At 60.7% G+C, this 15617-nt stretch carries 12 protein-coding genes and 1 pseudogene; 3 read left to right on the top strand and 10 right to left on the bottom strand.

All coding sequences use genetic code 11. From position 1 onward, the window contains the following. Positions 1-41: 41 nt before the first annotated feature. The 5 genes from ACP3TE_RS03985 to ACP3TE_RS03965 all read right to left on the bottom strand — a co-directional run bounded on the left by ACP3TE_RS03985 (position 42) and on the right by ACP3TE_RS03965 (position 6376). The gene (locus ACP3TE_RS03985; RefSeq protein WP_426735426.1) at positions 42-1781 is read right to left on the bottom strand and encodes an acetyl/propionyl/methylcrotonyl-CoA carboxylase subunit alpha; all 1740 of its coding nucleotides are present in this window, start codon (positions 1779-1781) and stop codon (positions 42-44) included. A gap of 9 nt (positions 1782-1790) precedes the next feature. Next, on the bottom strand, positions 1791-3395 hold the full coding sequence (locus tag ACP3TE_RS03980; protein WP_426735424.1) for a carboxyltransferase domain-containing protein: 1605 nt from the start codon (positions 3393-3395) through the stop codon (positions 1791-1793). Further along, positions 3392-4150, bottom strand: coding sequence for a 5-oxoprolinase subunit PxpA (locus ACP3TE_RS03975; RefSeq protein ID WP_332595324.1), 759 nt, complete (start codon positions 4148-4150; stop codon positions 3392-3394). The genes ACP3TE_RS03980 and ACP3TE_RS03975 overlap by 4 nt, the downstream gene beginning before the upstream one ends. A gap of 225 nt (positions 4151-4375) precedes the next feature. Continuing rightward, on the bottom strand, positions 4376-4525 hold the full coding sequence (locus tag ACP3TE_RS03970; RefSeq protein ID WP_181149023.1) for a hypothetical protein: 150 nt from the start codon (positions 4523-4525) through the stop codon (positions 4376-4378). Positions 4526-4690: 165 nt separating this feature from the next. Next, positions 4691-6376, bottom strand: a complete 1686-nt coding sequence (locus ACP3TE_RS03965) for a formate--tetrahydrofolate ligase (RefSeq protein ID WP_426735422.1) — start codon at positions 6374-6376, stop codon at positions 4691-4693. Positions 6377-6836: 460 nt separating this feature from the next. Between ACP3TE_RS03965 and ACP3TE_RS03960 the strand changes: the two are divergent. After that, positions 6837-7039 (top strand): annotated as a pseudogene (locus ACP3TE_RS03960) (transposase); the annotation flags it as partial. A 160-nt stretch (positions 7040-7199) separates the two neighbouring features. Here the strand turns inward: ACP3TE_RS03960 and ACP3TE_RS03955 are convergent. From ACP3TE_RS03955 to ACP3TE_RS03935, 5 genes are all read right to left on the bottom strand, one after another. Continuing rightward, positions 7200-7766 (bottom strand): type II toxin-antitoxin system RelE family toxin, encoded by a 567-nt coding sequence (locus ACP3TE_RS03955; protein WP_426735420.1) that lies wholly within the window; start codon positions 7764-7766, stop codon positions 7200-7202. Then, positions 7763-8071 (bottom strand): type II toxin-antitoxin system Phd/YefM family antitoxin, encoded by a 309-nt coding sequence (locus ACP3TE_RS03950; RefSeq protein WP_133833180.1) that lies wholly within the window; start codon positions 8069-8071, stop codon positions 7763-7765. Before ACP3TE_RS03950 ends, ACP3TE_RS03955 begins: the two co-directional genes overlap by 4 nt. 116 nt (positions 8072-8187) lie before the next feature. Continuing rightward, positions 8188-8727 (bottom strand): hypothetical protein, encoded by a 540-nt coding sequence (locus ACP3TE_RS03945; RefSeq protein WP_133833179.1) that lies wholly within the window; start codon positions 8725-8727, stop codon positions 8188-8190. A 13-nt stretch (positions 8728-8740) separates the two neighbouring features. Beyond that, a complete protein-coding gene (locus ACP3TE_RS03940; protein WP_426735418.1) occupies positions 8741-9880 on the bottom strand; it encodes a hypothetical protein in 1140 nt (379 codons plus the stop codon). A gap of 790 nt (positions 9881-10670) precedes the next feature. Then, positions 10671-12131, bottom strand: a complete 1461-nt coding sequence (locus tag ACP3TE_RS03935) for an MDR family MFS transporter (protein WP_426735416.1) — start codon at positions 12129-12131, stop codon at positions 10671-10673. A gap of 79 nt (positions 12132-12210) precedes the next feature. On the opposite strand from ACP3TE_RS03935, the gene ACP3TE_RS03930 reads away from it, so the two are divergent. Then, complete coding sequence (locus ACP3TE_RS03930; RefSeq protein ID WP_426735414.1) at positions 12211-12873, top strand: TetR/AcrR family transcriptional regulator; 663 nt, start codon at positions 12211-12213, stop codon at positions 12871-12873. 212 nt (positions 12874-13085) lie between these two features. Beyond that, positions 13086-15308: an NADP-dependent isocitrate dehydrogenase gene (locus ACP3TE_RS03925; RefSeq protein ID WP_426735413.1), complete on the top strand. Its 2223-nt coding sequence runs from the start codon at positions 13086-13088 to the stop codon at positions 15306-15308. Positions 15309-15617 lie beyond the last annotated feature (309 nt).

The raw sequence follows: 15617 nt of genomic DNA, 5'->3' as shown, positions 1-15617 counted from the left end.
ATCCCAACTGGCCTGCGGCTACGGATTCCATGGCCTGGACGCTAGCCGATGGTGCCCAAGGTGTCGCCGCGGCGTACGGCTGAGCCTGCGCTCAAGTCCGCTGCACGGAAGATGCCGTCACGGTGCGCGGTGATGGTGGATTCCATTTTCATCGCCTCGACGATGGCAATGCTCTGCCCTTCGGCGACTGCACTGCCATCTTCAGCAGCGAAGCGGACGAGATTCCCGTCCATGGTGCTGCGTATCGCGGCGGCATCGACCTCGCCGGCAGCATCATCCTGGGTGGCGGCGGCGGTGCCGGCTCCCGGGGTATTGCGCAACGCGTTGGTCAGTGCAGCGGGAAGACCCAGCTGGACGGCCTTGCCGTCGAGCTCAATGGTGATGGTTTCACGGCTGGTATCGCGCTGGTCCAGATCCATCTCGTCGCTGGCCTCCACCTCGTTGAGGAACTCGTCCTCGATCCACGTGGTGTAGACGCCCAGGGATTCGCCGTTGAATGCTTCGTGCTCGATGACGGCGCGGTGGAATGGCAGGACCGTGGGTACACCGGCAATGCTGATTTCTTCCAGTGCCAGGCGGGCACGGCGCAACGCCTGGTTCCGGTCGGCCCCGCGCACAATCAGCTTGGCGATCATCGAGTCGTAGAACGGCGGAATGACCGAGCCGCTGCGCACGCCCGAGTCCACGCGCACGCCGGCGCCGGTTGGCGCTTCGAACCGCTCCACGGTGCCGGGCGCAGGCAGGAAGCCGCGAGCCGGGTCCTCGGCATTGATGCGGAATTCGATGGCATGGCCGGTGGCCTGGGGGTCCTCGGTAATGGACAACGGCAGGCCATCGGCAATGCGGAACTGCTCGGCCACCAGATCGACGCCGGAAGTCTCCTCGGTGATCGGGTGCTCCACCTGCAAACGGGTATTGACCTCCAAGAAGGAGATCAGACCGTCCTGGGCCACCAGGTATTCCACGGTGCCGGCCCCGACATATCCGGCTTCCTTGCAGATCGCCTTCGCGGACTCGTGGATCCTGGTCCGCTGCTCATCGGTCAAGAACGGGGCAGGCGCCTCTTCCACCAGCTTCTGGTGGCGGCGCTGCAAGGAGCAGTCGCGGGTGCCGACGACCACCACATTGCCGTGGGTATCGGCCAGCACCTGGGCCTCGACGTGGCGCGGCTTGGCCAGGAAACGTTCCACGAAGCATTCGCCACGGCCAAAGGCGACGGTGGCTTCGCGGGTGGCGGACTCGAAAGCATCGGAGATCTCATCGAGCGAGTAGGCGATCTTGATGCCGCGGCCACCGCCGCCGAAGGCCGCCTTGATGGCGACCGGCACGCCGTACTCTTCAGCGAAGGCCCGCACCTCGCCGGCGTCCGCCGCCGGGCCGTCGGTGCCCGGGGCCAGCGGCGCACCTGCGCGCACCGCGATCTGCCGGGCCGTGACCTTGTTGCCCAGTGCCTCGATGGCCGCGGGGGGCGGACCAATCCAGCTCATGCCGGCTTCGATGACGGCGGCGGCGAAGTTCGCGTTCTCCGAGAGGAAACCGTAGCCGGGGTGCACCGCATCGGCGCCGCAGCGCTTGGCAATCTCGATGATCTTCTCGATATCCAGGTAGGTGTCCGCGCCGGTGGAACCATGCAGCGGGTACGCTTCATCTGCGCGGCGCACGTGCAGGGCGTCGGCATCCGGGTCCGAGTAGATGGCTACCGACGAAATATTTGCGTCGGTGGCCGCCCGGGCAATGCGGACCGCGATTTCGCCTCGGTTGGCGATGAGAACTTTTTTCATGGCAATTCCTTAGGCGTCTGATGCCGCGTGGCCGGCAGCGGGATGGAGTTCGAATCGAATTCTGCTTCCGGGCGGAAGCTGCGCGGCTGCGCTGAGGTCTTCGGCAATGACGGTGGCGATCACCGGATAGCCGCCGGTGACCGGGTGATCTGCGAGGAACAGCACCGGCAGGCCGGAGGGCGGCACCTGCAAGGATCCGCGGGCTACGCCTTCACTGGCCAGTTCCCCGGAGCGGACGCGCTGCAGCGGCTGCTGCCCGGTATCCAGGCGTACACCCACGCGGTTGGATTCGCTGGTGACATCCCAAATCTGGGCGGCCAGCTGGTCCAGGCCCGCCTGGCCAAACCAATCGGCACGCGGACCGGGCATGGCGCGCAGCGTGTACACGCCGTTATCGTCGGGGACCGGCAGGGTGCTCGGTTCGCTGTTGCCAACGATGTGGCCCAGCTGCGGGCTGTTCACCGGCAGCATGCCGCCGGCTTGCAGAGGCTGGGGACCGACGCCGGAGAGGGTGTCGGTGGACAGCGAGCCGAGGACCGGTTCCTGCTCGATGGTGCCGCGCACCGCAAGGTAGCTGCGCAGTCCGCGGCCGGCGGGTTCAACCTCCAGGCGCTCGCCGTGCAGCAGCGCGAACGGTGCATTGGCCGCGGCCTGGCGCGGGGTGCGGACCTGGTCGTCTTCGGCCGGGGTGATCCAGAGTTCTGCTTCGGCGCCGGTAAGCGCCAACACCTGGTCTTGCTCGGCTTCAACGGTGATGCGGCTGCCGAGGTTCTCGATCACGGCCTGGCCTGGTTGGTTGCCCACCAGGCGGTTGGCCTGGTGGAAGGCGGCCGGGTCTGCGGCTCCTGCGACGCCAACTCCGAGGTTGCCGTAGCCGATGCGTCCGGCATCCTGGAGCAGGGACTGCAGGCCGGCGTCGATGATTTTCAGGCCACCGGCAAGTGCCTGCTCTGATGCTTCGTCTTGTGCGGCGGGTGCCTGGCTCACCGATATTTTCCGGGTGGCCCGGACGAACTGCACGGTATCCTGCGGCCGGATCAATGCAGGATTTTCGCGCTGCAAATGCCACATTTGCAGATCGGTATGCCCAATCAGCTGCCAGCCTCCTGGGGATTGGCGCGGATAGACGGCCGAGTACTCACCGGCGAGCGCCACCGCTCCGGCGGGCACCTTGGTGCGCGGGGAGTCTCTGCGCGGGACATTCAAGTCCTGGTTTTCGCCGAGCAGATAGGCGAAGCCGGGAGCGAATCCGCCAAATACTGCACGCCACCTCTGGCTGGTGTGCGTATTGATTACAGCCTCGGTGCTCAGCCCGGTCAGCTCGGCCACGGCGGCGAGGTCTTCGCCATCGTAATTCACTGGTACTTCAACCAGCTTGCCCGCAGCGTGGAGTGCAGAGGCTACTTCAAGTTCTGGCAGTGCTGCCATGGCCCGTTCGGCGCTCTGCGCGGAATCGAATTTCAGCAGTACCGTTTGCGCGGCGGCCAAGAGGTCGCGCTGTCCGGACAGGGGAGAGGTTTCCAAGGCGGCGTTGAGCGCCAAGACAGCATCGAGCGAGTCCAGGTCGATGAGCAGATCATGGGAACCTGCCCGGTGAATGGCGCGGATGCTCACGCGAAGCTCCGGATCTGCACGCCGGCATGTTCCAGTCCTGCGCGCACGGCGCTGGCCATGGCCACTGCACCGGCAGTATCGCCGTGCAGGCAGATGCTTTCGGCTTCCATCTTGATGGTGCTGCCGTCCACGGCAACAATGGTGCCTTCGGTGGCCAGACGGACCATGTTCTCGGTGACCTGGGCGGGGTCGTGCAATACGGCGTTGGATTCGCGGCGGGAGACCAAGGTGCCCTCGGGGGTGTAGTTGCGGTCGGCGAAGGCTTCTGCGACGCCGCGCAGGCCCGCGGCTTCGGCCTTTTGCAGGGCGACAGAACCTGGCAGCAGCAGGACCGGCAGGTCGGTGCCGAAGGCCTTGATGGCATCGATGACGGCCTGGGCATGCACCTGGTGGTGCACGATGGTGTTGTACAGGGCGCCGTGCGGCTTGACGTACTTGATTTCGCTGCCTGCGGCGCGTGCCAGGGCTTGCAGGGCTCCTAGCTGGTAGAGGATGTCATCGGCCAATTCGGTGGCCGAGCAGTCCAGGAAGCGGCGGCCGAAACCGGCCAGGTCGCGGTAGCCCACATGGGCTCCGATGGTGACGTTGGCGCTGACCGCATCGCGGCAGGTCTGGGCGATGGTGCTGGGGTCTCCAGCGTGGAACCCGCAAGCTACATTGGCCGAAGACACGGAGGTGAAGATGGCGGCGTCGTCGCCCATCGTCCAGTTGCCGAACGACTCGCCTACGTCTGAATTCAGGTCTATGTATGGCATTGTGATCCCCGTCTCGTGAAAACCTCTTGGTAAAAGAATGCCCCACTTTCGGTAATTGTTCAACAATCTTGGCAAGGTTTTTGAGCATCGCTTCCCGGAATTCCGCTGGAGTGGTGCTCCCATCTGTCATCTGATCAGGCATTTTGCACGTGGAATAGCAAAGCCCGAGGCCAGGAATCCTTGCGGAATCCTGGCCTCGGGCAGGTCTTGTGGCTGGCGGTGCGGCTACTGGCCTTCTTCGCCGTCGGAATCTTCATGCCCGAACGGAATAGGCGCGTTCTGGGCCGCATCCGGATCAGGGACAGTAGTGTTCTTGCCCTCTGGGTCCGGAGTCTGAGCTGGACCTGTGGTTTCGTCGTGGTTTTCGGTTCCCATGGTTATTTCCCTTCATCCGTGCCTTGCTTGATTGCCAGCTATCGGGTGCTGGTTCACATAGCCTAGCCGTGAATCGTGGCGAAAAGCGGTGCGATCAGGGAATTACCATGTTCGCCCGCCGTGGAATCCTGGCACGCTGGCGATCCCCGCGGTCTTGCCCGGCCGCTAGGACAGTCCGATGGCGTTGCCGTGCTCGTCGACATCCATGTGCAGGGCCGCTGGCACCCGCGGAAGTCCCGGCATCGTGGTGAGCGCCCCGGTGATGGCCACGATGAATCCGGCACCGGTCTTGGGGATCAGCTCGCGGACCTGCACGGTGAAGCCGCTGGCGGCGCCTAGCAGCTGCGGGTCATCGGAGAAGGAGTACTGGGTTTTGGCGATGCAGACCGGCAGGTGGGACCAGCCATTGTCGTGGATCTGCTGGAGCATCCGCCGGGCCTTGGGGGAGTACTCGACGCCTTCGCCCCCGTAGACGCCGCGCACCAGGGCCAGGATCTTGTCCTCGACCGGCTGCTGCAGCTCGTACAGCGGGGCAAAATTGCCCGGTTCCCCGATGGTCCGCAGCACCATGGCGGCCAGCTCGCCTGCTCCGGAGCCGCCCTGGCCCCAGACATCGGCGATGGCGCAGGCAATGCCCTGCTGTTTTGCCCAGCCGGTGACCGCTTCCAGCTCGGCGTCGGTGTCCGTGGTGAAGCGGTTGATGCCGATCACCGGCTGGATGCCGAACTTCGTGATGATCGAGGCGTGGCGTTCCAGGTTTGGCAGCCCTGCCCGCACGGCCGCGACGTTTTCTTCCCCCAGCTCCTCCTTGGGGACCGAACCATGCATCTTCAGTGCGCGGACGGTGGCAACGATCACCACCGTGTCCGGCGGGCACCCGGCGTAGCGGGCCTTGATGTCGATGAATTTCTCGGCGCCCAGATCGGTGCCGAAGCCGGCTTCGGTCACCACCACGTCGGCCAGTGCGCGGGCGGTGTTGGTGGCGATGGCCGAGTTGCAGCCGTGGGCGATGTTGGCAAAGGGCCCGCCGTGGATGAGCGCGGGAGTGCCCCCGATGCTCTGCACCAGGTTGGGCTTGATGGCTTCCTTGAGCAGCAGCGCCATCGCACCCGCCGCGCCCAGGTCATCGGCGGTGACCGGGGCCTTGGCATAGGTGTATCCGACGGTGATCCTGCCCAGCCGGGCGCGCAGGTCCGCCAGCCCGGTGGCCAGGCAGAAAACAGCCATGACCTCGGAGGCAGCGGTGATTTCGAAGCCTGTTTCGCGGGGCACCCCGTTGGCGGTACCGCCCAGGCCGATCACCACGTGGCGCAATGCGCGGTCGTTCATGTCCAGCACCCGCTTGAAGGTGATGGATCGCGGGTCGATGCCCAGCTCGTTGCCCTGCTGCAGGTAGTTGTCGAGCATGGCCATGAGCAGGTTGTTCGCACTGGTGATGGCGTGGAAATCCCCGGTGAAATGCAGATTGATCTCGTCCATGGGCAGCACCTGGGATTGGCCTCCGCCCGTGGCTCCGCCCTTCATCCCGAAGCTCGGGCCGACCGACGGCTCGCGCAGCGCGATGATGGTCTTGGTCCCGGTGGCAGCCAGCGCGTCGCCCAGGCCCACCACCATGGTGGATTTGCCTTCCCCTGCCGGCGTCGGGGACATGCCGCTGACCAGGACAACTTTTCCGGGCCGGCTTCCGTTGGCCGGCAGCAGGGCAGGATCAATTTTGGCCTTGTACTTGCCGTAGGGCTCCAGCGCGTCCTGCGGGATTCCGGCCGCCTCGGCAATCCGGGAGATCGGCCTGAGCACTGCCCGCGAGGCAATGGCCAGATCGCTCATATCGGTTTCCGGCACTGCTGCCATGTTGCCTCCCCTATTTGGCTGCCCGGTGACCCGGGGATGAGGAAGACCAAGGCTCCTGGTTTTCCCTGATTGGCCTTCAAGCTATCACCTTGCAGGCGAGGCGAGAAGGCTGCACCGGGCAGAACATGGATCGGTGTCTACCCGAGCCGGGCCTGGCGAAGTGGTAACAATACCTGTTCCACATTTCACGGAGAAGGTGCCCCTCTATTGAAGCCAGCGATTCTCAGCTCCGAAACGGCACAGAACCAGCTGTGAGGCGTCATTGCAAGCAATCTTGATAGGCGTCGGATGGTCAACACGATGAGCGCTTGGTTAGGACGTTTGCCGCGCTCACGTTCCCGGACATAGTGTTTCCGGATTGTCGGATCCAAGCGGAATGATGCAGTGAAGAGTGGTGAAGCGATAACGTGATTCGAGGATCAACTGAAAACCTTACGACTGAGCTGCCATGAACTATTAGAGCACGTTGCTCTCCGGACGAGTCGAAGTAGACGAGAGCCTTTTCGGGGCCCCCGCCCCGGTCGTACAGGACGTGGTGCGTCCGGAAAGACTCTGGTGGCGGGTGCTATTGAGATTTCAGATGATGGGTGGGGCCGAGCCTGACTGGCAATTATCCCTGATGCTTCGTCGGCATCGCTGCGCAAGTTCATCACCGCGAATGTTGATACAACATAGTGAACAGTGCGGGTTTGCGACGAGGCAGCCTGGAATTCGAGTAGTGCGGGCAACGATAATTCATTGCCGATGGGAGAGCATCACTGGAAATCTTCAGACGTTCGGATCCGTGCGGTTGCCGCTGAGCTCGGCGGTGCCGGCGGAAGGTTTAGCTGTCAGCGCTGCGGGACCAATGCTGCATGAGTCTTTGCTGGGCTTGCTGTTCGCTCAATCCTGAAATCTCTTGTGTGGACAGATGAAGTTGTTCTACGAGCGCAGCTTCCATCCACTCGGGCAAGACAGATCCCCGTGCGGGTTCAGGTTGAGCTTCAACGGATTCGTAGAGCCGTCCCATCTGGACAATGACGTCTTTGAGCGATTGAATCTTCGGGTCATCGCCCATGCGTGCGACCCGTGAGGTGAGCTCATCGTAAACCTCGCCATCCGAACGAGCTCCAACAGCCCAGACCTCAGAAATATCAAGAATTGGGCGGCCGGACGCGTCTTCGGTAATGCGCCATACGATTCTCCAGTCGCGATCGCCAACGACTAACTTGCGGAAACCGACTAGCGCACCGAGCAAGGGCTCGCCAGCCTCAGGAGATTTTTCGAGCAGCAGCATCTTCTTGAAAACGGATCGCACGATCTGCGGATCCTTTTTGTGAAGACGATGTAGGTCAGATACTGCGTCTTCAGTTAGCTGGACGATGCACAGGCGGTCTTGAGGCTGATTCACGAATTATCAGACTGGGCTTCTTCGACATTTTCCGCCTCAAGTTCTGCGCGGTTCAAATTGAAGAATTCCATCGCTTGGTCGAGCGTCGTGCGCACGCCGCTATCAGTGGCAAAGCGTGCCATCACCAGCGCAGCATCGCGAAGAGTGTCCCGGTCATGACGCAGCTGAGCGATTTCCTTGGCGGAAACGACTTCGGCCACGACCTTGCCATGGCGCGACAAAGGGGTATCCCGGCCCTCTTCGGCGGCGGCGACAAGCGCAGAGAGCCCCGCGCGTGATGCTTCGGTGATGCTCAAAGTAGTCATATGAAAACTATATAGATTTCTACCTAGATTTTCTAGTTTGCCTTCCGTGCCTCGTTAAAGCAAAAGCTGGGTCGCCACCCTTGGTAGCGACCCAGCTTGAGAGAGCGGAGTATCCGTTAGCTTGAATGCTTCCGTTCAAGGAACTGATGACGCAACGAATTCACGGACTGGAGGGCTTGGCTTTCGTCGGTTCCAATGTTTTCTTCGACCCATGAGTAGTAGCGGTAAGCTTCATCCAGGATTCCCGGAATAAAGTCGTCGGGATCAACAATGTTTGTTTGGCGATTAACAGTGAAAAGTGTAGATCGTCCTTTCACTTCCAGTCGAAGGGGCACTGGCTGGCCAGGAAACAGCCTTTCAGCTGACCCTTTCTCCATGAACTCTTCTACCAGTTCAAGGAGCTCAAACCAGATTCCTGTAACTTCATCCCACAGGTCACCCGAGATCAAATCGATCCCGTAGTAAGACAGAGAAAGAAAACCTTCACTGCCGTAGGGATTTTCTTTGAGTCGATTCCGCCACATCTCGGCAGCCCGTTCGGGTTCCTGAAACATGCTTACCAAGTAGTTTTCGGGATTAGCGACGAAATCCTCGATATCCGTGACCGTGTGCGGAACCAGAATGTATGGTTCGCTATGTACGGCTTGTTCTTTCATCTCACCTTGATTCTTATCGCGGGTAGAATTGGACAACTCGGCCTCTGTCAATGACCATCTTGTACTTCACGTTGTTATAGGTTCCTTCGAGCTGTATTCGCTTGTTGGTTCCACCGCTTTTCAGTTTACTTTGGTTCTGCTTCATGGCGCCATGAACCAGATTTCGTACATCGCTGATTGACATCTTCGGATTGAAAAATGTTTGGCTACTCTTAGAAGAACCATCCCAATATTTTGGATGATGCCGCTGAAGAATATGCTTCATTCCGCTCTTATCAAGTTTGAACGTATGTGAACCCGTTCTGTAAGAAAGGGTCTTGAAGGAAGACAACGCGTTGACAACTCGTGAAGCGGGAGCCTTAGCGTACTTGACGGTTTTGGAGCCTACCTTGATTACGATGCTGGTAACCCTGATAGCGATAATAATTGCTGGGATCCAAAACGGATCAGCTACGACTGGGTATTCATGGTCTTCCCCAATGTCTACTTTTTGGACCAAGTCACCATCGTGAAGCTCATACCAAGTTCTGACTGTTTCGCCACTTGCATCAACTGCCCATGCAGGTTCAAATCGACTGGTCAGGAAGGATTCGTTTTCATCGGGGAAAGATTGAAAGACGTCTACTCCGCCATCTTGGGCAATCTCAGCGAATGACCCTTCCGGTAGCCCCAGTTCATACCGGAACTCATGAGGCGCATCGGCATCGTGAATAATTGTCTGTGCACGTATAGCTCCATCGTCATGAGTCTGCAGTGCAAGATCTATTTCATCATCGCTGAATACAGCAGTGCCATCGTCGAGCATTTGCACATCACTTGGCGCACTCTCAATGGGTAGTCCGAAGCTGAACTCTCGTTCCACATTCTCTGCGCCAATTGCAAGCGATTTACCTTCTTCAGTTGCTTGGACGAATACCGCGCCCTCGCCGGTGCCGAACTCCAGAACTTCAGAGTTCAGCGTCGGTTCAACTAAATTGGCTTCAGTTTCTCCCGCTGCCGCTAAAGCATCCGACAGGAGCTCTTGTGTCGTTACTTGGCTCGGCTCGGAGGGGTCCGCGAGGCTGGCTGACGATGCAGTTACAGAGACTGCGCAGGCGATGGCTATCGCCGATAGGAGCCGAGAACGAGTCCGGCGGAACAAAGTGCTATTCATTTTCTTCTTTCCTATGCGCCAGGTGAATACCGGGTGCATGGTTGTGGCATGCCTAGGAATATCCAGCGACTTTGCATTCAAGTCAGATGCAAATGCATCCAGGGCAGCACTCCGGACACGGGATTGTCCGAAAGTCCCTACTCAGCCCAGTATGAGTCGCTATAATAAATAGTAATGGTTTAAACCCGATGCAGTGGGGTTTTTTGTGAGAAGGAGAGAGCTTTCGCTTAAAGGGTGCACTTGCCTACCGGGAAATAGGGCTGTTCGCTGGAAAGTTGGTCTCGGCAGATCCGACAGTTGAGTGAGAATTCAGCTGCTATTGGGATAAATGAGTTGGAAAACGATCAATGACCTGCCGCTGCTCGCTAATGAACGGCGCGGAATCGGGCGGCGTCCGTGGCAGTATGCACCCAGGTGTGCAAAGAATGTGGCCGTCGAGTGTCGGTAGCAGATTATGACGTATGTGGTATCGGGTTCCCTTTCCGGTGCCCAGTAGAAGCGCCTAGGCAACTGTGTGCTTCCCAACATGAATCGCGGACCAGGCGGTTTCCTGGCCAGCCTTGCGTTTGGGGAACTTATGACGTCGTCGTAGCCATGCAACTGCCCAGAACCCAACGGGCAAGGAAGCGGCCTGCAGTCCGAGGTGCCTCCAAGGACAAGTGAAGCCCGAGCGGAGGAATTCCTCCGCTCGGGCTGATCGCAGTCTTATCCGTGCTGCCTGCCGCTCTTCTGGATACCAGCGCCCGCGCGATTTCAGACCTTCCTGGCGTGCTGCGCCGGGGGTAGTGCGTTAGTGATTGGCGTTAGGCTTTTCGCCCTTGATCATGAAGGCGAAGACGATCCCGATCGTGGCCAGCACGGCGCCGACGATGAACGAGATATGCGCGCCAGAGAACAAGGCCTCGGCCAGCTCGGACCCGGCGTCCAGCTGGACCTTTGACAGCAGCGACATCACGGTCACGAAGACCGTGGTGCCGATGGCGCCGCCCAGCTGCTGCGCGGTATTGAAGATTGCCGAACCGTGGCCGAACAGGCGCGGATCCACCGAAGCCATCGCGGAGGACATCAGACCGGTCATCAGCAGGGCCAGTCCGATGGAGAAGATGATGTGGCAGAGCATGAACATCCACAATTCGGTCTGCGCGGTCACGGTCGTGTACATCCACTGACCGGCGGCCAGGAACACGGCGCCGGGGATCAGGACCGGGCGCGGGCCGCGCTTGTCGTAGATCCGCCCGAAAATCGGCGAGGCGATGGCCTGTGCCAGCCCGCCGGGAAGCAGCATGATGCCGATCTGCAGCGAGTCGATGCCTTGCCCGGATTCCAGCAGGATCGGCACGATCATCAGCGAACCGAGCAGGGTGCCGAAGGCAATCATGATCATCGCGATCGCGAAGCTGAAGCTGCGCGAGGCAAACGGGGTCAGGTTCAGCAGTTCGCGGCCGCTGGCGGCCAGCTTGACCTGGCGAATGATGAACAGTGCCAGGGCCACCAGGCCGATGGCGAAGCTGGCGATCATCATCGTGGCGTTATCCGCGGCATGCTCGATGCTGGAAATGCCGTACACCAGGAACCCGAAGGCCAAGGCGGATAGCAGGACCGAAGCGGAATCCACCTTGATCTTGCGTGCACTGGAAGGGATCTTGAAGAAGATGGCGCCCAGTACCAGGACCGCCACGGCGATTGGCAGCATCAGGATGAAGATGTAGTGCCAGCCCAAGGCGTGCACGATGGCCCCCGAGGCGGTAGGCCCGATAGCCGGGCCGACGCCGATGACGATCGAGTTCAGGCCCATGATGGTGCCGCGCTGGTGGACGGGCACCAGCGTCAAGGTGGTGGTCATCAGCAAGGGCAGGACGATGGCCGTGCCGACGGCCTGGATAACGCGTGCCAGCAGCAAGAAGCCGAAGCTCGGCGCCAGCACCGCGATGACGGTGCCGAGGATGAAGCTGATGATGGCGAAGAAGAACAGCGACCGGTGCGCGAAGCGCTGCAGCAGGAAGCCGGTGGTGGGGATGACTACCGACAGGGTCAGCAGGAATCCGGTGGTGAGCCACTGGCCGGTGGACGCCGAAATGCCCATGTCCTGCATGATGCCGGGCAGCGCTACCGTGAGCACGGTCTCGTTCAGGATCATCATGAACGCGGCCAGGGCCAGCGAGGCGATGATGCCTGTCAGGGTTCTGGCGGAGAGCTGCCCGGCGGGCGCCGCGCCTGGTTTGGCGCTGGTTCTAGCGGAATCTGTAGTCACGAAGTCTTCTTCCTATGGGGTGTCAACCGCTAAATACTGTCACACTCTGCCACTTTTTCGTAAGCGAATCTGTCAGACTGTGACAGGAAACAATTTCGGCGGACGCGGCCTGCACAGCGCAGGCGGCCGTAGAGCAGTGGAGGGCGCCATGGGGATTCGCGAGGAACGCAAAGCGGCAACGATCCAGTCCATCCGGGCAGCAACCCTGGACCTGGTGGAACTCCATGGCCTGGATTCGGTGACCGTGGGGCAGATCGCTGCCCGGGCCGGCATCTCCGAGCGAACCTTCTTCCGCTACTGCGAATCCAGGGAAGCGGCCATGGTGCCGGCACAGCATGAATTGATCGAAGCCGTGACCGAATGCGACATCGCTGACGGATCCACGAGCGCGCAGATTTTCCGGCTGCTGGCCAACGAATGCCGCCGGATCCTTGTTGCCGAAATCCGCGGCAATGAATACCGCCGCATTTCCCGGTTGATTGCCATGGAGCCGAAATTGCTGTTGGCCATCAGCCGGCAAGATCAAGCCTTCTGCGCCGCCACGGCCCAGGAGCTGCGGCGCCGGGGGCTGCTGCCAGCCTTGCCCGCGTTGATGGTTGGCGAGGCCTTGGCCGCCGCCTGGCGCGTGGCATGGCAGAGCTTCGGCCAGGCCGAGCGAGCCGGGGAGCCTGCGGATCCGGTCGAGCTCTTCGATGCTGCCATGGCAAATCTCAAAGCGCTGGCCGGCGGAATAGCCGAATAACGAATAACTCTCTTGAGTTATCGCCGATTAACTTAAATGTGACGAACTGCTTGCGCGCTGTCCAGCCCGGCATTTCGGTGAATATCAGGGATTGCCGCGCGTATTTCCCGCTGCCGTAAAGTGTGGTGCAGGGCAAAATCAGGTAGATTTGGAACGTTGAGTTCAGGGCGGTAACACCGCTTCCGCACGACGTTCAGGGAGACGCCACACCTATGGCAAAGATTATTTACACCCACACCGACGAAGCGCCAATGCTGGCGACCCACTCGTTCCTGCCAATCGTGGAGGCCTTCGCGTCGACTGCTGGTGTGGAACTTGAGACCCGCGATATCTCGCTGGCAGGTCGCATCATCGCTACCTTCCCGGACTATGTCACCGAGGAACAGCGTATCGGTGACGCTCTGGCGGAACTTGGCGATCTGGCCAAGTCCCCAGAGGCAAACATCATCAAGCTGCCAAACATCTCGGCTTCGATCCCGCAGCTGAAGGCTGCCATCGCCGAGCTGCAGGCTGCCGGCTACGCATTGCCTGACTACCCGGACAACCCGACCTCGGATGAAGAGACCGATGTCCGCGCTCGCTACGACAAGATCAAGGGTTCGGCCGTGAACCCAGTGCTGCGCGAGGGCAACTCGGACCGCCGTGCACCACTGAGCGTGAAGAACTACGCTCGCAAGTACCCTCACTCCATGGGAGCATGGGCTGCGGATTCGAAGACCAACGTGGCCACCATGGGCGTCGACGACTTCGCTGCCAACGAGAAGTCCGTAGTCATCGACGCGGACAAGAAGATCTCCATCCGCTTCGTGGGCGAAGACGGCGAAGTCAAGGTCTTGAAGAAGCCTTTCGATGTGCTGGCCGGCGAAGTTATCGACGGCACCGTCATGCACGCCGCGGCCCTGTCCGAGTTCCTGAAGAACTCCGTGGCCCGCGCCAAGGAAGAGGGCGTGCTGTTCTCGGCTCACCTGAAGGCCACCATGATGAAGGTCTCCGACCCGATCATCTTCGGCCACGTGGTGAAGGCCTACTTCTCCGAGCTGTTCGACACCTATGGCGACGAGCTGGCAGCTGCTGGCCTGAACCCGAACAACGGCCTGGCAGCCATCCTCGGCGGCCTGGACGAACTGTCCGACGAGGTTCGCGCCGGCGTGGAGAAGCTGATCGCCAAGGGCCTGGAAGAAGGCCCGGCAGTTGCCATGGTCGATTCCGACAAGGGCATCACCAACCTGCATGTTCCATCGGACGTGATTGTTGACGCTTCGATGCCGGCAATGATCCGCCTGGGCGGCAAGATGTGGGATGCCAAGGGCAACACCGCAGACACCCTGGCTGTTCTTCCGGATTCCTCCTACGCAGGCATCTACCAGGTCGTCATCGACGACTGCCGTGCCAACGGCGCGTTCGACCCGACCACCATGGGCACCGTGCCAAACGTTGGCCTGATGGCTCAGAAGGCCGAGGAGTACGGTTCCCACGACAAGACCTTCGAACTGGCTGCTAACGGCCACGTGCAGATCGTCGACGCGAACGACACCGTGCTGATCGAGCACCAGGTCTTCGCCGGTGACATCTGGCGTGCCTGCCAGGCCAAGGATGTTGCCATCCGCGACTGGGTCAAGCTGGCCGTGAACCGCGCTCGAGCTTCGCAGACTCCTGCGGTCTTCTGGCTCGATGAGAAGCGCGCACACGACGCCGTGCTGATCACCAAGGTCACCGAATACCTGAAGGAACTGGACACCGATGGCCTGACCATTGAGATCCTGTCCCCGGTTGAGGCTACCCAGTACACCATCGATCGCATCCGCAAGGGCGAGGACACCATCTCGGTGACCGGCAACGTGCTGCGCGACTACCTGACCGACCTGTTCCCGATCCTGGAACTGGGCACTTCGGCCAAGATGCTCTCGATCGTTCCGCTGCTGGCTGGCGGCGGCCTGTTCGAGACCGGTGCCGGCGGTTCGGCTCCGAAGCACGTGCAGCAGCTGGTGAACGAAAACCACCTGCGCTGGGACTCGCTGGGCGAGTTCATGGCTCTGGGTGCTTCCTTCGAGCACCTGGCTGTCAACAACGACAACGCTCGCGCCCAGGTGCTGGCAGACACCCTGGATGCCGCAACCGGTACCTTCCTGCTGGAAGACAAGTCGCCTAAGCGCAAGGTTGGCGAGCTGGACAACCGTGGCAGCCACTTCTACCTGGCCAAGTTCTGGGCTGAAGAATTGGCCAAGCAGGACAAGGACGCTCAGCTTGCGCAGGCCTTCTCCGCAGTTGCCAAGGCACTGGGCGAGAACGAAGAAGCCATTGTTGCCGAGCTGGCTGCCGTACAGGGCCAGGCCGTGGATATCGCTGGTTACTACCGACCAGACGAAGCCAAGACCGCCGCTGTAATGCGTCCAAGCGCAACGCTGAACAAGGCTCTGGAACTGCTGACCAAGTAGTCCCTGCAGCTAAGCAGTTGGCCCCAATCCTCGCTGAGGATTGGGGTCAACTGCTTTAACGCGCGATGGAGCTACAGATACCAAGCATCGAGATTGCCTGAATTCGGCGAAGACCCGCGGCCGTGAATTTCTCGTTGGTTGTTCCACTAGCGCGGCAATAACGGGAAGATCATTTTCCGGGTACCTTGCGATTTTCTCCGGTACTTACGGAAATCTCTGTTGACGATGCTGGCCAGATTAATGCCGTTTCAGGACATTGCCTGGGCTAGTAAAGGAGTCGAACGATTGCAAGAGGTCGGGCGGCAGGTC

Origin of the sequence: Glutamicibacter sp. 2E12, assembly GCF_050030965.1 — a bacterium.
Lineage (GTDB): Bacteria > Actinomycetota > Actinomycetes > Actinomycetales > Micrococcaceae > Glutamicibacter.
Note: the sequence above shows the minus strand (reverse complement) of the source record. Positions and strands in the feature narration are given on the sequence as shown.